The organism is Bradyrhizobium sp. F1.13.3, from assembly GCF_040548265.1.
Classification (GTDB): Bacteria; Pseudomonadota; Alphaproteobacteria; order Rhizobiales; family Xanthobacteraceae; genus Bradyrhizobium.
The window spans coordinates 240,026-261,233 of record NZ_JBEPRI010000011.1; the positions used below are offsets into that span (position 1 = coordinate 240,026).

Consider the following 21,208-nt stretch of genomic DNA (forward strand, 5'->3'; position numbering starts at 1 on the left):
AAGATGTTGCAACCGGGCGCTCCAGAACGAACAGCGACGTCATCTGCAGCCGCGCTCTATCTGGGCAGGGTGATGCACGCACGCATGCGGCCCGTGCACCACAGGTTCACTTACCGGGTGATGAACCTGCTCATCGACCTCGACCGGCTTGATGAAGCGGATCGCCAGTCTCGCCTGTTCGGCGTCAATCGCGCGGCAGTCTTCAGCTTTCACGAATCCGATCACGGCAAGCGTAGCGGCGCATCCTTGAGCAGCCATGTGCGACGCCTGGCCGAGCAACGCGATATCGATCTGTCGGGAGGGCGGATCCTCCTTTTGTGCTATCCGCGGCTCTTCGGCTACGTGTTCAATCCGCTTTCGATCTACTTCTGCTATGGCAGCTGCGGCAATCTTGCGCTGCTGATCTACGAAGTCCGCAACACTTTTGGCGAAATCCATTCCTACGTCCTTCCGGTCGAGGACGCTGCTGGCGGCGGTGCCATACGACAATGCCATACGAAGGAGTTCTACGTCTCGCCATTCATGGAGATGCAAACGAAGTATCGTTTCAGCATTGCCCCGCCCGATCAGCAAGTGAGGGTCAGAATCGTGCAGACCGATGAGCACGGTGCTATATTTACGGCCGCATTCTTCGGGCAACGTCGCCCGCTGACCAGCCGCTCACTGTTGGCGACGCTCGTCACGCTGCCACTTCTCACCTTCAAGGTCGTCGCGGCCATCCATTGGGAAGCGATCCGGCTTTGGCTGAAAAATGTTCCTTACGTTCCCCGTCCGAACCAACGCTGAATGTGAAGCCATGGACCTCGCAGCCACTCACCAGACTGCTCGCTTCGATGACGTTCCCTTGCTCGCGCGGCTCGCGCTGCGGCTTGCCTCGCGGCTCAAGCTCGGCACCGTGGATGTTCGCCTTCCCGACGGCAGAACGGTGGTGTTGCGGGGAACGCATCCGGGTCCGTCCGCGACCATCGAGCTCAACAGTTACGCCTTCGCGCGAAGCCTGGTCCTGGGCGGCGATATCGGCATGGCCGAGGCTTACGTTCGAGGCGATTGGAGCACACCGGATCTCTCCCAGCTGCTTTACGTGTTCTGTCTCAACGACGACCTGGTCGATAGCGCCTTCGCCGGCAATGCATTGGTCCGGCTTTGCCGGCGCGCGCTGCATCGGCTGCGCCGAAACACGCGGCTGGGATCGCGGCTGAATATCCACGCCCATTACGATCTCGGCAACGCGTTCTTTGCGGCCTGGCTCGATCCGAGCATGACGTACTCGTCGGCATTGTTCTCGCCCGAGGCGACCGACCTGCTCGCTGCTCAACGGCACAAATACGAACAACTGGCGAAAGCGATCGAACTGCGGCCCGGCCATACCCTGCTCGAGATCGGCTGCGGCTGGGGCGGCTTTGCCGAATATGCCGCCAAAGCTTGCGGCGCCAAGGTCTTGGCGCTCACCATCAGCAAGGAGCAGCACGCATTCGCCAGCCGGCGCATCCACGAAGCCGGGCTCAGCGAGAACGTCGAGGTCCGGTTGCAGGATTATCGCGATCAGGACGGGCAGTTCGACCGCATTGCCTCGATCGAGATGATTGAGGCTGTCGGCGAGCCGTTCTGGCCGACATACTTCAATCAACTGCATCAACGGCTCAAGCCGGGCGGTCTTGCCGGCATCCAGGCGATCACCGTCCGAGACGAGCTCTTTGACAGCTACCGGCGCCGCGTGGACTTCATCCAGAGATACATTTTTCCGGGCGGGATGCTGCCTTCGCCGAATGTCCTGCGCTCGCTCGGCGAACGCGTGCAGATGCCTCTGATCCGCGAGCGGGTCTTTGGACAGGACTACGCCAAGACGATCGCGGTCTGGCGAGCGAGTTTCGGCCATGCCTGGACGGACCTGACCTCACTCGGGTTCGACGAGCCGTTCCGGCGGCTGTGGGAATATTACCTCTGCTACTGCGAGGCAGGTTTCAGGGCCGAAAAGATCGACGTCCGACAGCTTGTATTCGCGCGCCGAAGCTGACGTCGCTGACGTTTCCGGTGTGAACGAACCCTCAGGCAGCTTCCGACGTTGATCGCGCACGCTGCTCGAGCAGGCCGATCGTCGAGACCAAATTGTCACGTCGCGCGCGAAGATTAAGCGCAAGCAGCGGGTATGTCGGCTGCAGCACGTCAAACACCCCTGCTCTCGCCTCTTCCTCGAGAATGTCTGTGTTCATGAGCCGAACGCGCCACCACAAATCGGCGACCAACGCATCGAGCCGGAGTTCGCCAGCAGCACCAGAACGGGACACTTCCTGCATCACTTGCCTCAACCTGAAACGGCCTCGCTACCAAGGCCAGACTTTGGTCCTGGCTGAGCAAGCAGAGTGCCAGCTATGGGCGGCGCGATCTGGTTCCGGAACGGAGTGCTGCGCGAGCCCGCTGGTCAAGGCTTGGCGCTCAAGGCTTGGCGCTGGGGAAGTGTTGCCCGTGGAGGGCGAAAATGGTGCCCAGGAGGGAATCATACGCACCCTCGACAGGACAAATTGCTGTTTGCCCTCAATATGGCGGTGTGAGTCCCCCGGCGCGGTGGCAGAGATTCGCTCCATCGCCAAATCCGCTACCGAGTTAATCCCGCGCTTGATTTGGATCAGAGGCTTGCTCTTTCATAAGCCGATACAAATGCCCGCGACTGATGCCGAGCAGCCCTGCTGCTTGGCGCTTGTTACCGCCGGATCTCTCCAACGCGGCCCGAATTTCCGCTGCGGTTTGGGACCGGATGCGTTCCTTCAACAATCCGGACACATTCTCCGCTTCCGGCTTTGGCAGAGCATGTGCGGTGAGCACCGGCAATTGACCGGTCACGATGAAGCGAGTGAGCACGTTTTCCAGCTCCCGCACATTTCCAGGCCACCCATGCGCGCCTAGGGACGCTAACTGTTTTCGCGATAGATCCCTGGTCTCGCTGCCCAACCGCTCTCCAATCCGGGTGAGCAATTGTCGGGCGAGAAATTCCATATCGTCCCGGTCACGGAGCGACGGCACGTTGATCGGCAACACGCTCAGGCGGTAATAGAGATCCTGCCGAAAGCGGCCGACCTGGGCCAGTTCCGGAAGTGATTGATTGGTTGCGCAAACAATTCGGACATTGACCCCAACCGGAGTTGTGCCGCCTACCCGCACCATCTCATTCGTCTGAAGCACCCGCAGCAAACTGCCCTGCAGATGCAGCGGCATATCTCCGATTTCGTCCAACAACAGGGTGCCCCCGGAGGCAAGCTCGAACTTCCCCGGCTTTCCCCGGCTTCGGGCGCCCGTGAACGCGCCCCCTTCATAACCAAACAATTCAGCTTCAATCAGTTCGCCCGGGATTGAAGCACAATTAATCCAGACAAAGGGGCCCTCGGATCGGCTCGAATTCGTGTGAATCGCGTGGGCGGCCAGCTCCTTGCCGGAACCGGTCTCTCCCGAGATCAACACGGGAAGGTCGTGGCCGGCGACGACCTCGAGCGAGTGCCGGTACGCGTCCATGAGCCCGCCTTGGCCAACGATGTCGCGCATGCTGAAGCGGGAGCGCCATTGCTTGTTCGCCTGCGGCAGTGCCAGTTCGGCTTGCGCGACCCGGCGAAACGTCCTCTTCAAAGCACCGAGATTCGAGAACAGGGCCAGACCGACCGCGCCAATAATGCGGCCATCCTGAAGCACTGGGACCTGTCGCGTAATGAGTTGGTGTCCACGCACTTTCAGGGGATAACCGATATGGCTGCCTTCGCCGCGCGCCACGAGATGGAGCTTGGTTTGTGGACCAACGACATCGGTAATATGTCGCCCAATGAAGTCGTCCGCCTGGCCTTCTAGCAATCTGCAATACGGCTGGTTGATCAATACGATTGTGCCTGACGTATCAACCGCGACCAAGCAGTCCGAGACATGATCGAGGACAAGCTTCAGGAAGCTCGCTTCCTCGGACGACCCGGCGATCCACTGGGACAGAACCATTTACGGAAACCTCAGATCAGCAAACGTTACGGTTGCGCGACATACTGTCTCGCAAACGCGACACTAGCGTCACGTTCGGAAAGCGTCAAACCGTAAGGGCCGCTCCCCGCCGCACGCGTTTTGGCAACGAGAACAATTCATTAGCTGCCCCCGTGCAGCGGGGCGCGGACATGGCACGGCGCTTGCGATCTTACTGTGATGGAATCGACCTCGGGAGGGAGCGAAATGACGACCACAAGAACCATCGCAGTCGGCGATACCGTCGTGCAGGTGTCCGGAGCAGGAATGCCGATGGTGTTCGTGCACGGCTTTACGACAACAGCGGAATTCTGGCGTGAGCAGGTCGAGCCGTTCTCGACCGGTTACCAGATGATTCGCATCAACCTGCCCGGTCACGGTCGCTCACCACGCCCCGTAGATCGAAAATATACGATCGCCGCCTTTGTCGAGGACGTGCTCGGAGTGTACCGCGCATTGTCCATCGAGTCGGCCATTCTCGTCGGCCTTTCGATGGGCGGAACTGTGGCCCAGAGCCTCACGCTTGCCCACCCGAAGTACGTGCGGGCGTTGGTGCTGGTGGGAGCCACGCCTCATGGATTGGGCGCAGATGTCAATGTCGACAACGTACGCAAAGCCATTGACGAACTGGGTGCGGCGACGGCGAGCCAGAAGGTGATCGAACGATCCTTCGGCTCCGCCGCGAGCACCGAGCTCATCGACTTTGCCAGGAACGAGGTCACGCGGACGCCGGCCTTTGTCGCGCGCCAGGCGATTGCCTCGCTCAACGCCTCGGATAGCCGCGCGAAGCTTGGCGAGATCTGCGTGCCAACGCTGGTCCTCGTCGGCGAGGAGGACGTCATCACCCCACCGAGAGAATCGCAAACCTTGGCGGACGGCATTCCGAATAGTCGCCTTCACATCATACCATCGGCGGGCCATTTCCCGATGCTTGAGCAACCAGATACTTTCAATCGCTTGCTGAACGAATTTCTAGCGCAGCAGGACGTGCCGCCACGCCCGACCGAAGACGCGTCGTCTTACACACACCAAGCCGTTTGATGCTGGAGGATCGAATGTCCATTCAAGCTATCGAATCAGAAACCATCCTCGCGTCCAACGGCCTCGATCGCGATACCAAGCGCATTGTCTTCGCGGCCGCCCTGGGCACCGTTTTCGAGTGGTACGATTTTTTTGTCTACGGCTCGTTGGCAGCGTTTTTCAGCACGCTGTTTTTTCCGAACGGAAATGACACCGCGGCATTGCTCGCAGCATTGGCGACCTTCGGCGCGGGCTTCGTTCTACGCCCACTCGGCGCCATCGTGTTCGGACGCCTCGGCGATCTCGTAGGCCGCAAAAAGACATTCCTCGTAACCATGCTGGTGATGGGCCTCGCTACCGCGGCGGTCGGCCTGCTGCCCTCATTCGAGACTTTCGGCTGGTGGGCGCCGACCATCTTGGTCGGATTGCGCCTGCTGCAAGGGCTCGCCGTTGGCGGCGAATTCGGGGGTGCGGTGACCTACGTTGCCGAGCACTCCGATCCGGACAAGCGAGGCTTCACGACAAGCTGGATCCAGATCACGGCGACGCTTGGGCTGTTTCTCTCGCTGGCAGTGATCATTCTTTGCCGTTCTTCGATGTCGGCGGAGAGCTTCTCGAGCTGGGGCTGGCGAATTCCATTCATCGGATCGATCGCGCTTCTGATCCTCTCTTTGTACATTCGGCTGAAGCTGCACGAGTCGCCGGTGTTCCAGCAGATGAAGGCCGAGGGCAAAGGCTCGAAAAATCCTATCGCTGACACATTTGGTGACAGGCGCAATCTGCGTTTGGTGCTCGTGGCCATCTTTGGAGTCGTAGCGGGGCAGGCGGTGATTTGGTACACGGGGCATTTCTACAGCCTCTATTTCATGACCACCGCACTGAAGATGAGCCAGGATCAGGCCAATTTCTACCTTCTGGTCGCGCTCATTCTCGGCACACCGTTCTTCCTGTTCTTCGGCTGGCTCTCCGACAAGGTGGGGCGCAAGTGGATCGTCGTCACGGGATGCGCGCTATCAGCCCTGCTGATCATGCCGTTATTCCAGAGTCTGGCGACTTACGGCAATCCTGCGCTTGCAGAATTCCGCGCCAAGACTTCGGTGGTCGTGCACGGCGACGATTGCAGCGAGGATCAGTCATGGATTGGCCAGCTATTCCGCCCGCAAGCGACGAAGGAATGTACGCGCGCGAAGGCATTCCTGACTGCGAATGCCGTTCCATACGTCGTGAAGGCCGATACTGCTTCCCTTAGCGTCCAGATCAACGACGATCCGGCGACCGCCTTCGATGGAGCCAAGCTTCTAAAGGAGCTGACCGAACGAGGCCTCCCATCGGCGAAGGCGCCGGCTCAACCCAACGGTCCGATGGTGATCGCCATCTTGTTCGCTTTGGTCTTCCTGGCGACCATGGTTTACGGGCCGCTTGGCGCTCTTCTGGTCGAGCTCTTTCCTGTCCATATCCGCTACAGCGGCGTGTCCGTCGCACTGCAGCTCGGTAACGGCTGGATCGGCGGTTTTGCTCCATTCGTCGCAACGACAGTCGTCATCGCGAGCGGCGACATCTTCGGCGGGCTTTGGTACACGATCGCGTTTGCCGGTTTGACCGCGATCATCGGAGCACTCTTTCTGCCGGAAACCCGTGGTCGCGATATCCGCGGGCAATAGCGCGATCGCATACCTGCGGCGCCGAGTTTCGCCGTCGCAGGTCTTCGTTGGGATGCGCCACTCGAGCGGCGCATCCCACTGCATCAGACATGCGACAGGCGTGGAACAATCTGGCGGCAACAATGGCAACATCACAAAAAATTCCGGTCACTATCCTCACGGGCTTCCTCGGATCCGGCAAGACGACGCTGCTGAATCAATTGCTCGAAAGCGACTTGATGGCCGAGTCAGCGGTCATCGTGAATGAGTTCGGAGCCATCAGCATCGACGCCGAGCTGGTCGTCGGCGTTGACGAGGAGATTCTCCAGATCAACAACGGCTGCATCTGCTGTACGGTCCGCTCGGATCTTGTTTCGACGATCACCAATCTTCTCTCAGGAACAAGGCCCATCCGCCGCATCCTCATCGAGACCACAGGGTTGGCCGATCCAGCCCCCATTATTCAAAGCTTTATTGTCGACGAGGTGCTTTCTGAGGTCACGGCGCTCGATGCAGTCGTGACCGTGGTCGACGCCATCAATATAGACCGGTGGCTCGCCGATCAGGGCTCCGGCGAAAACGTCGCGGCCGAGCAGATCGCCTTCGCCGACGTCCTGGTGATAAGCAAGCTGGATCTTGTCGACCAAGACGCACGCGCCAGATGCGAGGCGACTATTCGGACCATAAATCCCATGGCTCCGATGGTCGGAGCGATCGACAGTCGGATAGACGTCGCCTCAATCGTCGACGTCAAGGCCTTCGATCTGAAAAACTGCTTGTCCATTGAACCGCTGCTGCTCTCTGAGCTCGAGCACGAGCATGATCCCTCAGTGGTCAGCGTCGAAGTACGCGCAGAACGCGCCCTCGACGGGCCTCGATTCTTCCGGTGGCTCAATGTGTTCGTCCTGGAGAATGGTGAGACCCTTCTACGCTGCAAGGGTGTCCTGTCGCTGGCGGGCGAGGCCCGGCGTTGGGTTTTCCATGGAGTCCATATGACGCTCGAAGGTCGACCAGGCAGGGCCTGGGCCTCGAATGAGCACCGCGCCAGCGCGATCGTCTTCATCGGAAGAGGGCTCGACGCAACGCGAATTCGAAATGAAATTTCGGATCTGACCTCGTCGGATACCAGCCTGGTCACGTGATCAAAGCCAGAAGAGGGGCGCTGTAACAATGAAGTTGCAACACTATCTAGGAGGCCTCGAAGGTCTCGATCCGATCTCGCTTGAAACGCGGGTGTTCGTGGAAGCTTGGGAGGAGAGGATCTTCGGCATCCACACGGCGATGATGGCACTGAGTTCGCAACTCGATCTCGAAGCAACACCGAGTACATTCAACACCGAATGGACCTGGGCCGACCTGCGCAAGGGCGCAGAGTCGATGAATCCGTTCGATTACTTCAAATTCCGCTACTATGAGAAGTGGCTGGGCGGAATCTCTGCGTATTTGGTCGCGAAGGGTTACATCACTCAGACGGAACTCGACGCGCGAACCGAAACCTTCTTGACGTCAGCCCCAGTCATGCCGAAAGGCGGAGACGCCGCTGTGGACGCTCGCGTGCGGAAATATCTGCTGATCGGCGACGATCCGAAACGGGAGCGCTCGACCCAACCACGCTTCGCGCCCGGCGAGGCGGTTTGCGTCGCCGATCCGAAATCGGTCGATCACACTCGCTTGCCAGGGCATCTTCGGAACAAGGCGGGCATTATCGATAGCGTGTATCCTGACGCTTACACCTATCTTTGCGAGATCGGGCCGGACGGGATCGGCAAAGCAATGCCCGTCTACTGCGTCAAATTCGATCCCGAAACTCTGTGGCCAGGAAATACCGAGCAGAATTTTACCTTTTACGCAGACCTGTTCGAGGCCTATCTCGAACCGGCCATCGCATCCTGAGGAGCCACATGATGCAACGTTTCGAGTATTCCACGGATCGAGAAACGGTGAACGCGGCGCGCGTCCGCGCGCTGGAGGCTCTGCTTATCGAGAAGGGAGTCATCACGCGCGAGACTGTCGACAAGATCATGGCAATCTTCGCGACTGAAATGGGCCCGTTCAATGGCGCCAAGCTTGTTGCGAAAGCGTGGGTCGATCCGGCATTCAAGAAGGTTCTGGCCGAAGACACCATGGCTGCTGTCGAACAGATGAAGTTTGTGACCGGGGGAGCCGGCGCCGAAGGCGAGCATATGCGAGCGGCGATCAACACGCCGGAGGTGCACAATCTCATCATCTGCACCCTCTGTTCCTGCTATCCTTGGCCGATTCTGGGCCTGCCGCCCTATTGGTACAAGGATCCTTCGTTCCGCGCGCGAGCTGCACGCGAGCCCCGCAAAGTGCTGAGCGAATTTGGACTGAACATTGGGCCGGAAAAGGAAATCAGGACCTGGGACAGCAGCGCCCAGATCCGCTGGTTCGTTGTCCCGGAACGACCGGCGGGCACCGACACCTTCAGCGAAGAGCAGTTGACAGCTCTTGTCACACCTGAGTCGATGATGGGCGTCGCGATCGTCAAGCCGCCGAGCACCTGAAGCGATGCAAACAAACTTCGAGCATTTCGCCCTGGGAAGCATGTTGGGGAAGACCGACATGCCACCCAAGGATAACGGAAGCCTTTGCTTCGGCGCGCCCTGGGAGCGTCAGGCATTCGGCCTGGCGCTTGCTCTCTCCAAACAAGGCTTGTTCGAATGGGAGGATTTCCGCTCGGAAATGATATCAAGCATCGCCGCTTGGGAGGCCACCCACGACAAGACCGACCCAACCTGGGACTACTACGAGATCTGGCTCACCGTAGTTGAGCAGATGGTGCAACGATCCGGCTTGATCGAGCAATCGGCCCGGTCGTCTTTCTAGGCGCCTCGATGTCGGGTCGATGCAGCGGGGCCCCAGAGCGCGGCGGGCTGGACTTGATCGTACGTACACTTAGCGAGCGCTAGGGAGATAGATCTGCGGGGACCTTCGCGCCGATCATCTGGTGAACGTAGCCGTACGAATCGTGCCCCAGCGCACAAAATCGTGGATTTGGTGCCCAGGGGCGGAATCGAACCACCGACACTGCGATTTTCAGTCGCATGCTCTACCAACTGAGCTACCTGGGCGTGCTCCAAAGAGGGGCCAAAGCCCATCGAGCGGGCGGTTTATAGTGGGCTGAAGGCTGCCTGTCCACCCGGCTTCGCCAAGTGGCTTCGCTGGGCGCGGCCCGGCTGTGAACAAAACTGCCGCGGGAGCGCAAGTCGGGCAATTTCTTCAATTAACAAATTGATAAACCGCAATTATTCCTCTCCATCTGCCTCGTCATCCCGGCCGGGGATGACGTAGGAGCCTTTCAGCCAGCGGTTCAGATCGACGTCGCGGCAGCGCGGGGAGCAGAACGGGCGGGTGGCCTCGGACTGCGGCTTGCCGCAGATCGGGCAGGTTTTGAGGGGGCTTGCGGGCTTTTTCACCTGGTTGTCCATGAGGTGCTCAGCTTACACGAGGTGAGAGAGTTCAAGAGCCTGTCGCCAAAGGGGTTCCTCCGGCGGAAGCGCAGGTGTCCCGGCCAGGCCACGCGGAGCGGTTCTACTGTGCATGGGGTTGTTTTCGCGATTTTTGCAGGAGCGGCTTTTCGGCTCACACGGCGGTGGCGTTGAGCCAGCCGAAGCGGATCGGGAAACCTTCGCCGCCGAGCAGCGTCGTGGTCTCATAGAGCGGCAGGCCGACCACGTTGGTGTAGGACCCCACCATCTTGACCACGAACGACCCGGCGATGCCCTGCACGGCGTAGCCGCCGGCTTTGCCGCGCCATTCGCCGGAGCCGATATAGGCTTGGATGTCGTCCTCCGAGAGGCGCTTGAAGCGGACGCGGGTCTCGACCAGGCGCTGGCGGAAGGCCTCCCGCGGCGTCACCAGAGTGATCGCGGTGTAGACGCGGTGGTTACGGCCCGACAGCAGCCGCAGGCACTGCGCGGCCTCGTCGACGAGGTTGGCCTTGGGCAGAATGCGGCGGCCGACCGCCACCACCGTGTCGGCGGAAAGGATGAAGGCGCCGCGCAGCTCGTCGTCGAGCTGCACCGATTTGAGCGCCGCATCCGCCTTGGCCCGCGCGAGCCGGTTGGCGCAGGCGCGCGGCAGCTCGCCCCGCTTCGGCGTCTCGTCGACGTCGGCGGGCCGGAGCGCGTCCGGCTCGATGCCGGCCTGGTTGAGCAGCGACAGGCGCCGCGGCGAACCGGAGGCGAGAACGAATTTGGGGCGGCCGAGCATCAGGTGATTTGGGGAATGAAGCAGGGGGTGAATTGCGCGCGGAACCTATCGGACGGGGGCTGATTTCACAACCCGGGAACCCGGACTTTACTGATTCGACGGGTACAGGATGCGTGTGCCCGCAGTCTGTGACGCGGGTGTTACGGGCGCCGAATGCTACCCGTTCGCCGCGCCCACCTTCGAAAATCGTCGGCGGATGCGCAGCAGGAGCTGGTCGCAGATGTCGCGGTAAGCCGCTAACTTCTGATCGCGGCTGCCTTCCATGGTGGTGGGATCAAGCGTCGGCCAATACTCGACGTCGGCGGCGAGCGTGCGGGTGAGCTCCAGCGCTTTGTGATGCGCCTCCGGCGAGAGCGTGATGATCAGGTCGAAATTCAGCCCTTCCCAATCCTCCAGCTCTTCGAAGGTCTGCGGCTTGTGGGTGGAGATGTCCTGGCCGAGTTCGGCCATCACAGACACCGCGAACGGATCGAGCTCGCCGCGCCTGGCGCCGGCCGACTTCACGTAGAGGCCTTGCGGAAACATGTGCCGCAGCAGGCTCTCGGCCATCGGCGAGCGCACGCTGTTCATCGCGCAGGCGAACAGCACCGATTGCGGATCGCGTGCGCGTGGGGGCGCAGCCATCCGCGTTTAACCCTTCCAATGCAGGACAGTAATGAGCGTGAACAGCCGGCGCGAGGTCTCGAAATCGACCCGCACCTTGCCTTTCAGCCGCTCCTGCAGCGTGCGCGAGCCCTCGTCATGGATGCCGCGGCGGCCCATGTCGATGGCCTCGATCTTGTCCGGCGTCGCCGTGCGGATCGCCTGGTAGTAACTGTCGCAGATCATGAAATAGTCCTTCACGATCCGCCGGAACGGCGTCAGGGACAACAGATGCGCGACCACCGGCGTGCCGTCCTCGCGGCGGATGTCGAACATCAGGCGGCTGCCGGTGATGCCGATATGCAGCGTGAACGGCCCCTTCCCGTCGGCGCCCTCCGGCGCGAACAGATTCTGCTCGATCAAATCGTAGATCGCGATCGCGCGCTCATGCTCGATGTCGGGCCCGGAACGGCCGATCGAGTCCTCGTCGAGCGTGACGCCGACGATGCGATTCTGCGAGTCGTCCTGATCGGGCGGCTGGGTCATGACAAATTGAGGCGCAATCCAATCGAGCGCGAATGGGCATCTAGCCCCTCCGCCTTGCCGAGAATCATCGCGGCCGGACCCAGCGCACGCAGCTGGTCCGGGCCGCATTTCAGGATCGAGGTGCGCTTGAGGAAATCGTGCACCGAGAGGCCCGAAGAGAATCGTGCCGAGCGCGCCGTCGGCAGCACGTGATTGGATCCGCCGACATAGTCGCCGATCGCCTCCGGCGTGTGCGGCCCGAGGAACACGGCGCCGGCGTTGCGGATCCTTGCGGCCAGCGCGTCGGGATCTTGCGTCATGATCTCGAGATGCTCGGCGGCAATCGCATCCGCGAGCGGAATGGCGTCGTTGAGGTTCTTCACCATGATGATGGCGCCGAAATCGGCCCACGAGGCGGTTGCGATCGCAGCGCGCGGCAGCGTCTTCAACTGCGCCTCGACGGCCTTTTCGACATCGGCGGCAAGGCGCGCGGAATCGGTGATCAGGATCGACTGCGCACTGGCATCGTGCTCGGCCTGAGCCAGCAGGTCGGCGGCAATCCAGTCGGCATTGCCGGTGTCATCGGCGATGACAAGCACCTCCGAAGGACCGGCGATCATGTCGATGCCGACCTTGCCGAACACCAGCCGCTTTGCCGCGGCGACATACGCGTTACCGGGTCCCACGATCTTGGCGACCGGCGCGATCGTCGCGGTGCCATGTGCGAGCGCGGCAACCGCCTGCGCACCGCCGACGCGATAGATCTCGGTGACACCGCCAAGCTTTGCCGCCGCCAGCACCAGCGGGTTGAGCTTGCCGTCGGGCGAGGGCACCACCATGACGAGACGCGTCACGCCGGCGACCTTTGCCGGCACCGCATTCATCAGCACGGAGGACGGATAGGCCGCGGTGCCGCCGGGCACGTAGAGGCCGGCGGATTCGATCGCGGTGTAGCGCCAGCCGAGCTCGACGCCGAGCGAATCGGTGAAGCGTTCGTCCTTCGGCAGTTGGCGGCTGTGATAGGTCTCGATGCGATCGCGCGCGAGCTTGAGCGCATCCAGCGTCGCGGCATCGCAGGCTTTCACCGCGGCCTCGATCTCGGCGGCGGTGACGCGCAGGCCGGAGGCATCCAGCGTCAACCGGTCGAACTTTGCCGTGGCCTCGAGCAGGGCGGCATCGCCCCGCTTCGCCACGTCGTCGACGATGACACGCGCGGCCGCCTCGACGTCGGCCGAGGCCTCGCGCTTGGCGGCGAGGAAGGCCCCGAATCGCTGGTCAAAATCGGCGCTGCTGCGGTCGAGACGAACGGGCATCTTGGCTTCTAACTGGTTTTTGGGGGCGCGGCTTGGCTCACCAGGCCCCCTGCTCAATGGCGCGGCGGGGAAGCTGCGTCAACCCTTGGGCCGGGCCGTTCCCCTCCGCCGTCGTCCTGGCGAAGGCGGAATGCGAGGCCTTGGCATGCCACCTCACCCCTCCCCTTCAGCCTCCAATCCCGTCCCCAGCTGATCCGCCCCCAGATCCGTCAGCTCACATTCCAGGCATTCGACGTCGAGGCGGATGGCGCCGCCTTGGGCAAACAGGAGCAGCGCGCTCCCGCCGGGGGCGTCCTGGCCGTGGAATTCGATGCCGACGAGGTCCAGGACAGTGTCCGGCGCGTCGAGGTCGATGTCGCGCGACTTGCACGCGAGCACGCGGTCGAAACGGAGGGCGGCCACCAGCCTGCGCGGCTCGGCCTGGCCGTCCAGCGTCTGCTCCCAGTCCAACCGGCTCATGCCGACCACCAGCCGCTTTTCGCTTTGTCGCCAGATGATGTCAGAGGGCTGCACGCGGGCGTCCTGGACGTGAGCCGAGATCACGGAGAGGTCGTCGGCGTCGAGTGCGATCAGTTTGAGTTGGGGAGACATCGACGGCGCTTCTCCTTCGGGCGGACAGGGCTCAACGCGCGCGGGCGGGGAAATTTCCTTAGAACTAATGCCCCACTGGACTAGAGGCTATTGATATCCTCCATCTCCAGCACCTTCTTGGGATAGCCGGCGCGGACGACATGGATCATGGCGCGGCCGATCTGCTCGGTCGAGGTGACGAGCCGCGGCGAGAGCCGGCGCAGCACCGGCCACAGTGGCCGGGTTGCTGCATACACGGCCTGCACCCACGCGGTCTTGGAGCGGGCACCATGGAGCGGCTGGATCGCTCCAGGCCGGAACATGTAGGCCGCCTTGAACGGCAACTTGAGCAGATCGTTCTCGGTCTTGCCCTTGATCCGCGCCCACATCCGCGAACCCTGCTCGGTGGAATCGGTGCCGGCACCTGTGACATAGACGAATGTCATCTGTGGATTGAGCCGTGCCAGCGCGGTCGCCGCTGCGAGCGTGAGGTCATAGGTGAGGTGACGGTAGCGCTCCTCGCTCATGCCGATCGAGGAGACGCCAAGGCAGAAGAAGCAGGCGTCGAAGCCGGTGAGCTGCGCTTCGATGGCCGAGTAGTCCGTGAAATCGCCGTGCGTGATCTCCGTGAGCTTGGCGTGGCGGACGCCGGTCGGGCTGCGGCCGATCGCAACCACGCGGCCGATGCCGGCATCGACCAGGCATTCACGCAAGACGCCCTGCCCGACCATGCCGGTCGCGCCGAAGATGATGATCCGCATCGGGAGCTCCCCGACAGGCTCGCGGCTCATGCGGCGGCCGCGATCTCGTCGAAGGATATACCGGTCAAAGTCGCCGAGACATCCCACAGCATGGCTGCCGAGGCTAAATCCTTTGCCTGCGGCATGATCTTCGCCGACCGCGGCGGCCCTTTCAATTCGTAGAACCCGTTCGGACCGTAATAGCCGCCGGGCTGCGCCGCCGGCGAGGTCGCCGCCAACAAGATCGGCAGCGCGCCTTCCGCGGCAGACTGGCTGATGAAAGGCTGCAGCCACCGGCTCACACGCGACTGGAACGTGTTCGCACCCGGCCCGTTCGCAATAAGGTCGGTCCGCGCGTAGCCGGGATGTGCGGCAAGGCTGGTCAGACCCCAGCCTGCGGCGAGACTGCGGCGCTGCAATTCCAGCGAAAACATCAGCATCGCCAGCTTGGACTGACAATAGGCCCGCCACGGACGATAGGAATGCCTAGCCTGCAAATCGTCGAAATTGATCGCCCCGGAGCGGTGCGCAAGGCTCGAGACGTTGACGACTCGAGCCGCCTTCGCCCGGCGAAGCTGCGGCAACAGCTGCGCCGTCAAGGCGTAATGACCGAGATAATTGGTGCCGAGCTGCATCTCGAAACCGTCCGCCGTCTGCTGCCGCTTCGGCAGCGCCATCACGCCGGCATTGTTGACGAGCAGGTCGAGCTGCTCGTTGCCGGCGGCAAAGCGCCTGGTAAAATCGGCGACGGAGGCGAGGCTGGCGAGGTCGAGATGCTCGTAGGCGATCAGCGCATTCGGAAAGCGCTCGCAAATGCCCTCGATCCCGCGCAGACCCTTTGCGTCGTTGCGCCCTGTGAGTATGACGATGGCCCCGGCGCCTGCCAGCGCCATGGCTGTCTCGTAGCCGAGGCCGCCGGTCGCTCCGGTCACGACGGCAGTCTTGCCGCTGAGGGAGGGGATGTCTGCCGTGGTCCAGTCGGTCATGCCATAGCTCCGTCGGGGCTGGGAAAAGCCCCGCGACGGTTCTAAATGTGCACTGGGTGCAACTTTGCAAGTGGTGAAATGATTTGAAGCTTTCCAAGGTCGCCGGGAAATCAATCAACAGGCGCACCAAGCCATTGCCGGCAGGAGCAAAGTCCGCCGATGGTCCCGGCCTGCGCCAGCGCAAATTGCAAGAGACCCGCGAGCGGTTGACCCGCGGGGCGATGGCACTATTCCTGGAGCGCGGCTTCGAGGCCACGACCATCGACGACATCGCGGCCGCGGCGGACGTGTCGCGACGCAGCTTCTTCCATTACTTCGCCTCGAAAGAGGACGTGGTCGCGGCCTGGCAGGAAGGCGCCGCCGCCGCGCTGGTCGCGGAGGTCGTGGCGCGGCCGGCGGGCGAAACCATGCTGACCGCGGCGGAGAACGCGATCGCGGCGGCGCTCAAGCGGATCGATCCGGCTGAGGCTGCGGCAATGTCGCGGCTCAAGCGCGACAATCCCGCGCTTCGGGCGCGCGATCAGCTCAAATACGAGAAGCTCGAGCGGGCGCTGGCCGAAGGGCTCGCCCAGCGCGCCAGAAACAAATCGGAGCAGTTGAAGGCGCGGCTCGTCGCCATGATCGCCACCGGCGCGATGCGCGTCGGCGGCGAGAGCTGGATCGGCGGAGGGGCGCGGGAGAAGCCAGAAGTTTTCGTCAAGCGCACCTTCGACGCGATCAGGGCGATATTGGCGTGATGCCGCTCACTCCTTGAAAAACGCCAGCAGGTCCGCGTTGATGGTCTCGGCGTGCGTCGTCGGCATGCCGTGCGGAAAACCCTTGTAGGTCTTCAGCGTGCCGTTCTTGAGCAGCTTGGCCGACAGTGGCGCGGAATCGGCGTAAGGCACGATCTGGTCGTCGTCGCCGTGCATCACCAGCACCGGCACACTGATCTTCTTCAAATCCTCAGTGAAGTCGGTTTGCGAGAACGCGACGATGCCGTCGTAATGCGCCTTCGCGCCGCCCATCATGCCCTGGCGCCACCAGTTCTGGATCACCGCTTCCGACGGCTTTGCGCCGGGACGATTGTAGCCATAGAAGGGGCCGGCCGCGATGTCGCGGTAGAAGCTGGCGCGGCCGGCAGCGAGCTGCACCTGGAAATCATCGAACACGCTCTTGGGCAGGCCGCCGGGATTGGCCGCGGTCTGCAGCATCAGCGGCGGCACTGCGGAGAGGATCGCGGCCTTCGCCACCCGGCTCTCGCCATGGCGCGCGATGTAATGCACCACTTCGCCGCCGCCGGTGGAGTGGCCGACATGGATCGCATTCTTGAGGTCGAGATGGGCGGTCACGGCCGCGAGATCATCGGCATAATGATCCATGTCGTGGCCGTCGGCGACCTGCGACGAACGGCCATGGCCGCGGCGATCATGCGCGATGACGCGATAGCCATGGGTGACGAAGAACATCATCTGCGCGTCCCAGTCGTCAGCCGATAGCGGCCAGCCATGGCTGAACACGATCGGCTGGCCCGAGCCCCAGTCCTTGTAGAAGATCTCGACGCCGTCCTTGGTGGTGATGATAGGCATTGTCAGGCTCCTTGAATGATCAGGCGAACGCCATCGGCTTGAAGCGGCGCCAGGCGCCGATGGTGAGCACCACGAAGAACACCAGCACGAGGCCCTGCACTACGGCGAACACGGGGCCTCCGGGCGGCGCCGGCGCCACGGCGGGTGCGAGCGCGGCGAGCGCCGGCACCTTCAGGAACGACTGGATCACCAGCACGAAGACGTTGAAATACAGCGAGATCATCGCGGTCACGATGTAGATCGGGCGCCAGACACCAGCGAGCTTCATGCCGTAGAGCGCGAGGCAGGCGATCGCGAGCAGGACCAGCGAGATGATGCCGATGATATGCGACGGCAGCAGCTCCTTGAACGGAAACAGGAAGCCGGTGGCGCTGGTGAGGATCGTGAACAGCAGGAAAATCGCGGTGAGGCCCGGCATCGACTTCGAGCCGAGCAGGCCGAACATCACGACGAGGCCGGCCGCGATGCCGATCAGGCTGATGATGACATGAACCAGCGTGAAGGCGGGCAAGCTCAACCCAAGAACCATGACATCTCTCCTACTCTCCGCATTGAGATCGGGATTGATATTACGGTCCTCATCGAATTGCCACATGCGCTGGTGTCACACATGCGTGCGCAGCCATGCGGCATCGTGCGAATCGAAAAACGCATGGCTGAATTTTTTGCAACGCTGTCACAAACGACGGCAATTTGTGGTGCGTAGCTCGGATGGAGCGATAGCGTAATCCGGGATTCTCGCATGCAAATGCAGCGGCCCCGGATTACGCTACGCTCCATCCGGGCTACACGACATACGTCGAATCGCGGCTCACACTTCCTTGGTGTCGAAGATCAAGAGGTCGGCGCCGCCGCTGGCGAATTTCGGCACGTCAGCGCCGGTCGCCTTACCTTCCGGGCTAGCGAATGCCGCCTGGATGTCGGCCGTGCTGTCGAAGGTGAGAATGGCAACGAGATGGATTCCGGAAGGTCCAGCGGGGGAGCCGACCGGCCCCTTGCTGATGGCGTACTTCTTCAGGCCTGGAAGTTTCTTCGCGAGCGGAATGTGGGTCTCGGCATAATATTTGTCGAAGGCCGCAGCATCCGTGGGCGTTTTATACAGCACGACGATTTCAGCCATTTAGTCCTCCCGTTAAGCGTTTTCTTTGTCGATCCTCATGGTGAGGAGGCGCGCGAGCGCCCCTGCGGACGATGCTTGCGCATCGCCGCGCGAACCATGCAGGCCCGGCTGTTGCATCCGGGCCTTCATCCTTCGAGACGCGCGCAATGCGCGCTCCTCAGGATGAGGAGATAGTCACGCATCACCCGGCAAGATGGCAAGCCTCAATCGACTTGCCATTTACTTGTCTTGTCCTTGACTAAAGCGCCGGTTTTGCAGCGTCGCCGAGATAGCCGTGCAGGGAGGCAACGACCTGCGCGCCTTCGCCGATGGCGCCGCCGACGCGCTTTACCGAGCCGGAGCGGACATCGCCGACGGCGTAGACGCCGGGCACCGACGTCTCCAGCGGGGCCACCAGCCGGCCCTGGTTCTGCTCGGACTGCGCGCCTGTCACGACGAAGCCGCCGCGATCGAGCGTCACGCCGCAGCCGTCGAGCCAGTTGGTGGCGGGATCCGCGCCAACGAACAGGAAGAGATTGCGGATGTCGGCAAAATCCTCGTCGCTCGAGAGCCGGCTCTTCCAGCGGATGCGCCGCAGCAGCGAGGCCTCGTCGCCTTCGAGCGCCGTGATCTCGGTGTTGAACATCAGTTCGATGTTCGGCGTGGCTTCGATGCGCTCGATGAGATAGCGCGACATGCTGGCGCCGAGGCCGCCGCCGCGGATGATCATCAGCACTTTCTTGGCGTGCCCCGAGAGGAAAACAGCGGCCTGCCCCGCGGAGTTGCCGGCGCCGACCAGCGCGACCTCCTCGCCGGCGCACAGCTTCGCCTCGACCGGCGAGGCCCAATACCAGACGCCGCGGCCTTCGAATTTATCGAGGTTCTCGATCTCGGGCCGGCGATAGCGCGCGCCGCTGGCGACCACCACCGCGCGCGAATGCAGCGGGTCGCAGCCGTCAAGCGCCACCGAAAACGCGCCATCCTTGCGCGTGCAGTCGAGCGACTTCACCGTGACCGGGATCATGATTTCCGCGCCGAACTTTTGCGCCTGGTTGAAGGCGCGCGCGGTCAGGGCCTGGCCGGAAATTCCGGTCGGAAAGCCCAGATAGTTTTCGATGCGCGCGCTGGCGCCGGCCTGGCCGCCGAAGGCGCGGGTGTCGAGCACGGCGACCGAGAGGCCTTCGGATGCGGCATACACGGCGGTGGCGAGCCCGGCCGGCCCGGAGCCGACGATCGCGACGTCGTAGATACGGTCGTTGCGCGGGCCGCCGATCATGCCGATCGCGCGTGCAAGCTCGGTTTCGCCGGGATTGCGCAGCACCGCACCATCGGGGGTGACGACCAGCGGCCAGTCGTCCGGCTTGGGCGAATAACGCGCGATGACGTCGGCTGCGTCGCGATCGCGCGCGGGATCCAGCAGATGATGCGGCTGGCCGTTGCGGGTGAGGAAGCCCTGCAGCCGCACCACACCTGCCGAATGCGACGGGCCGATCAGCACCACGCCGCCGACGCCGCCCTGGAGCAGATTGACCCGGCGCAGGATCAGCGCGCGCATGATGCGCTCGCCGAGCTCGGCCTCGGCGACCAGCAGCGCGCGCAGCCGCTCCGGCGGCAACAGCAGCGTCTCGACTTCGCCTTCGGCGCGGCCGTCGACCAGCGCCGGCCGTCCCGAGAGCTGGCTGAGCTCGGCCAAAAATTGCCCCGGCCCCTGGTCGATCAATGGGGTGACATGGCCAAGGCCGTCGCGCTGGGTGATGGCGACGTGGCCCTTCAGCACGACGAACATGCCGGGCCCCGGCTTGCCGGTCTCGAACAGGAATTCCCCATCAGCATAGTTGCGGACCTCGCCGAAATGTCTCATCCGCTCGATCTCGGCCGATGTCAGCGTCGGAAAGGTCTGTTCAGGGCGGGTGAACCGCGACATCTGCGCGTCACCGTCGGGTCGTTGCGATTCGTCCTGCCCCATTGCCACGTCATGCACTCCAAAAAATTCTAGTCGCCGGTCTTGCCGGCCATCTCGCCGGCGGTCCCCTCATTTAGGGAATCATCTTCGTTCTGCGAGGGGCCGCCACTTGTGGCCCGTTCGCGCGCCTGCATCTTTCGCCGTTTCAGGTTTTCGCGCAGCGCCGATTTGAGCCGGTCGTCGCGGGACGCCCTCGCCTGTCTCGACTCCTGTCGGTCGCCCTTGTCGTTCTCGTCTGCCATCGGGGTCCATTACAGCGATCGGCGATAACATGCCCGAGGAATAAGGCAGCTCAAGAGGCCCGCGCGATCCGATCGTGCGAAAATCGAAATGGATCGAATCCGGCGCATCCGGCAACTGGCCAGTTGGGTGGGGATATCGGAACCGAATCCGGGGAAAGTCGGCCGTTTCGAGCCAAAACAGGCATTTTGGCCTCGATACCGGCCCGATTTTATCGGTTTGGCGGAGCTAGCAAGCTTGCACAGGAGGGGGGCTTGTGGCAGATATCGGCCCGCTTGGTAGGCCCCTCGTGGCGGCCGATTCTTACCCCAGCACATGCTGCCGTAGCTCAGTGGTAGAGCACTCCATTGGTAATGGAGAGGTCGACAGTTCAATCCTGTCTGGCAGCACCATTCCCTGGCTCAAATCACACGTGAAGCAGCCTTCTCGCGGCATGAGATGCCCGAGTTTTGCTTCTACCTTGACCCTCTTCTGTGAAGAGGGCGCAGGGAAGACCGGGTGCCGGCTGGCACCCGCGGTCCGCTGCGCGAAAGTGTAGCGCAAAAAGACCGCACAGCAGCATACAGGTGACGCCGAACACTCGGCCTTCCCTGCGCAGTGGGTTGACGGCTTATGCCGCGCTCTCCCCGGCGACGAGTTCCTTTTTGTCGCCGTCGCCTTGCGAATTGACGATGCATTGAGACCCGGTAGAGCCCCGATGCATCTCCGCAAGGCTTGACCGTAGCAACGACGGCCAGGA

At 62.4% G+C, this 21,208-nt stretch carries 24 protein-coding genes and 2 tRNA genes; 10 read left to right on the plus strand and 16 right to left on the minus strand.

What is annotated here, in order from left to right; all coding sequences use genetic code 11:
- Nucleotides 1-3 precede the first annotated feature (3 nt).
- Nucleotides 4-786, plus strand: coding sequence for a DUF1365 domain-containing protein (locus ABIB66_RS27750; RefSeq protein ID WP_354209545.1), 783 nt, complete (start codon nt 4-6; stop codon nt 784-786).
- 10 nt (nt 787-796) lie between these two features.
- On the plus strand, nt 797-2,014 hold the full coding sequence (locus tag ABIB66_RS27755; RefSeq protein WP_275172361.1) for an SAM-dependent methyltransferase: 1,218 nt from the start codon (nt 797-799) through the stop codon (nt 2,012-2,014).
- A gap of 31 nt (nt 2,015-2,045) precedes the next feature.
- Here the strand turns inward: ABIB66_RS27755 and ABIB66_RS27760 are convergent, their stop codons facing one another.
- Nucleotides 2,046-2,294, minus strand: coding sequence for a hypothetical protein (locus ABIB66_RS27760; protein ID WP_354209546.1), 249 nt, complete (start codon nt 2,292-2,294; stop codon nt 2,046-2,048).
- 307 nt (nt 2,295-2,601) lie between these two features.
- Entirely contained in the window at nt 2,602-3,972 is a 1,371-nt protein-coding gene (locus tag ABIB66_RS27765) for a sigma-54 interaction domain-containing protein (RefSeq protein ID WP_354209547.1), read from the minus strand.
- A gap of 225 nt (nt 3,973-4,197) precedes the next feature.
- On the opposite strand from ABIB66_RS27765, the gene ABIB66_RS27770 reads away from it, so the two are divergent.
- From ABIB66_RS27770 to ABIB66_RS27795, 6 genes are all read left to right on the plus strand, one after another.
- The gene (locus tag ABIB66_RS27770; RefSeq protein WP_354209548.1) at nt 4,198-5,031 is read left to right on the plus strand and encodes an alpha/beta fold hydrolase; all 834 of its coding nucleotides are present in this window, start codon (nt 4,198-4,200) and stop codon (nt 5,029-5,031) included.
- A 14-nt stretch (nt 5,032-5,045) separates the two neighbouring features.
- Nucleotides 5,046-6,671 carry an MFS transporter gene (locus tag ABIB66_RS27775; protein ID WP_354256238.1) on the plus strand — a complete coding sequence of 542 codons (1,626 nt, stop codon included), beginning with the start codon at nt 5,046-5,048 and terminating at the stop codon, nt 6,669-6,671.
- Between the two features lie 122 nt (nt 6,672-6,793).
- Complete coding sequence (locus ABIB66_RS27780) at nt 6,794-7,792, plus strand: CobW family GTP-binding protein (RefSeq protein WP_354101109.1); 999 nt, start codon at nt 6,794-6,796, stop codon at nt 7,790-7,792.
- A gap of 28 nt (nt 7,793-7,820) precedes the next feature.
- On the plus strand, nt 7,821-8,543 hold the full coding sequence (gene nthB, locus ABIB66_RS27785) for a nitrile hydratase subunit beta (RefSeq protein WP_354062866.1): 723 nt from the start codon (nt 7,821-7,823) through the stop codon (nt 8,541-8,543).
- A gap of 8 nt (nt 8,544-8,551) precedes the next feature.
- Complete coding sequence (nthA, locus tag ABIB66_RS27790; protein ID WP_354062864.1) at nt 8,552-9,175, plus strand: nitrile hydratase subunit alpha; 624 nt, start codon at nt 8,552-8,554, stop codon at nt 9,173-9,175.
- 40 nt (nt 9,176-9,215) lie between these two features.
- Nucleotides 9,216-9,497, plus strand: coding sequence for a nitrile hydratase accessory protein (locus ABIB66_RS27795; protein WP_473320670.1), 282 nt, complete (start codon nt 9,216-9,218; stop codon nt 9,495-9,497).
- A gap of 169 nt (nt 9,498-9,666) precedes the next feature.
- On the opposite strand, the gene ABIB66_RS27800 is transcribed toward ABIB66_RS27795, so the two are convergent.
- From ABIB66_RS27800 to ABIB66_RS27840, 9 genes are all read right to left on the minus strand, one after another.
- A tRNA-Phe gene (locus ABIB66_RS27800) sits at nt 9,667-9,742 on the minus strand.
- A gap of 174 nt (nt 9,743-9,916) precedes the next feature.
- Nucleotides 9,917-10,099, minus strand: coding sequence for a DNA gyrase inhibitor YacG (gene yacG, locus ABIB66_RS27805; RefSeq protein WP_354062795.1), 183 nt, complete (start codon nt 10,097-10,099; stop codon nt 9,917-9,919).
- A gap of 154 nt (nt 10,100-10,253) precedes the next feature.
- On the minus strand, nt 10,254-10,883 hold the full coding sequence (locus ABIB66_RS27810; RefSeq protein WP_007597557.1) for a Maf-like protein: 630 nt from the start codon (nt 10,881-10,883) through the stop codon (nt 10,254-10,256).
- Nucleotides 10,884-11,039: 156 nt separating this feature from the next.
- Nucleotides 11,040-11,507: an arsenate-mycothiol transferase ArsC gene (locus ABIB66_RS27815; protein ID WP_354209550.1), complete on the minus strand. Its 468-nt coding sequence runs from the start codon at nt 11,505-11,507 to the stop codon at nt 11,040-11,042.
- Nucleotides 11,508-11,513: 6 nt separating this feature from the next.
- A complete protein-coding gene (locus ABIB66_RS27820) occupies nt 11,514-12,011 on the minus strand; it encodes a UPF0262 family protein (protein WP_354209551.1) in 498 nt (165 codons plus the stop codon).
- Nucleotides 12,008-13,303 carry a histidinol dehydrogenase gene (hisD, locus tag ABIB66_RS27825; RefSeq protein WP_354209552.1) on the minus strand — a complete coding sequence of 432 codons (1,296 nt, stop codon included), beginning with the start codon at nt 13,301-13,303 and terminating at the stop codon, nt 12,008-12,010. Before hisD ends, ABIB66_RS27820 begins: the two co-directional genes overlap by 4 nt.
- A gap of 153 nt (nt 13,304-13,456) precedes the next feature.
- Entirely contained in the window at nt 13,457-13,894 is a 438-nt protein-coding gene (locus tag ABIB66_RS27830; protein WP_354209553.1) for a DUF2948 family protein, read from the minus strand.
- A gap of 80 nt (nt 13,895-13,974) precedes the next feature.
- Nucleotides 13,975-14,634: an NAD(P)H-binding protein gene (locus ABIB66_RS27835; protein ID WP_354209554.1), complete on the minus strand. Its 660-nt coding sequence runs from the start codon at nt 14,632-14,634 to the stop codon at nt 13,975-13,977.
- A gap of 26 nt (nt 14,635-14,660) precedes the next feature.
- Nucleotides 14,661-15,599 carry an SDR family oxidoreductase gene (locus ABIB66_RS27840; RefSeq protein ID WP_354209555.1) on the minus strand — a complete coding sequence of 313 codons (939 nt, stop codon included), beginning with the start codon at nt 15,597-15,599 and terminating at the stop codon, nt 14,661-14,663.
- Nucleotides 15,600-15,682: 83 nt separating this feature from the next.
- Between ABIB66_RS27840 and ABIB66_RS27845 the strand changes: the two genes are divergently transcribed.
- Nucleotides 15,683-16,336, plus strand: a complete 654-nt coding sequence (locus tag ABIB66_RS27845; RefSeq protein ID WP_354209556.1) for a TetR/AcrR family transcriptional regulator — start codon at nt 15,683-15,685, stop codon at nt 16,334-16,336.
- Nucleotides 16,337-16,342: 6 nt separating this feature from the next.
- On the opposite strand, the gene ABIB66_RS27850 is transcribed toward ABIB66_RS27845, so the two are convergent.
- The 5 genes from ABIB66_RS27850 to ABIB66_RS27870 form a co-directional block, all read right to left on the minus strand.
- Nucleotides 16,343-17,167: an alpha/beta fold hydrolase gene (locus tag ABIB66_RS27850; protein ID WP_275173981.1), complete on the minus strand. Its 825-nt coding sequence runs from the start codon at nt 17,165-17,167 to the stop codon at nt 16,343-16,345.
- Nucleotides 17,168-17,186: 19 nt separating this feature from the next.
- Nucleotides 17,187-17,696 (minus strand): hypothetical protein, encoded by a 510-nt coding sequence (locus ABIB66_RS27855; protein ID WP_354209557.1) that lies wholly within the window; start codon nt 17,694-17,696, stop codon nt 17,187-17,189.
- A 282-nt stretch (nt 17,697-17,978) separates the two neighbouring features.
- A complete protein-coding gene (locus tag ABIB66_RS27860) occupies nt 17,979-18,287 on the minus strand; it encodes an EthD family reductase (protein ID WP_007615494.1) in 309 nt (102 codons plus the stop codon).
- A gap of 238 nt (nt 18,288-18,525) precedes the next feature.
- Nucleotides 18,526-20,232 carry an FAD-dependent oxidoreductase gene (locus ABIB66_RS27865; RefSeq protein ID WP_354062778.1) on the minus strand — a complete coding sequence of 569 codons (1,707 nt, stop codon included), beginning with the start codon at nt 20,230-20,232 and terminating at the stop codon, nt 18,526-18,528.
- A gap of 26 nt (nt 20,233-20,258) precedes the next feature.
- Nucleotides 20,259-20,471, minus strand: coding sequence for a hypothetical protein (locus ABIB66_RS27870; protein WP_354209558.1), 213 nt, complete (start codon nt 20,469-20,471; stop codon nt 20,259-20,261).
- A gap of 315 nt (nt 20,472-20,786) precedes the next feature.
- Here ABIB66_RS27870 and ABIB66_RS27875 point away from each other — a divergent pair.
- Nucleotides 20,787-20,861, plus strand: a tRNA-Thr gene (locus tag ABIB66_RS27875).
- The last annotated feature ends 347 nt before the right edge of the window (nt 20,862-21,208 follow it).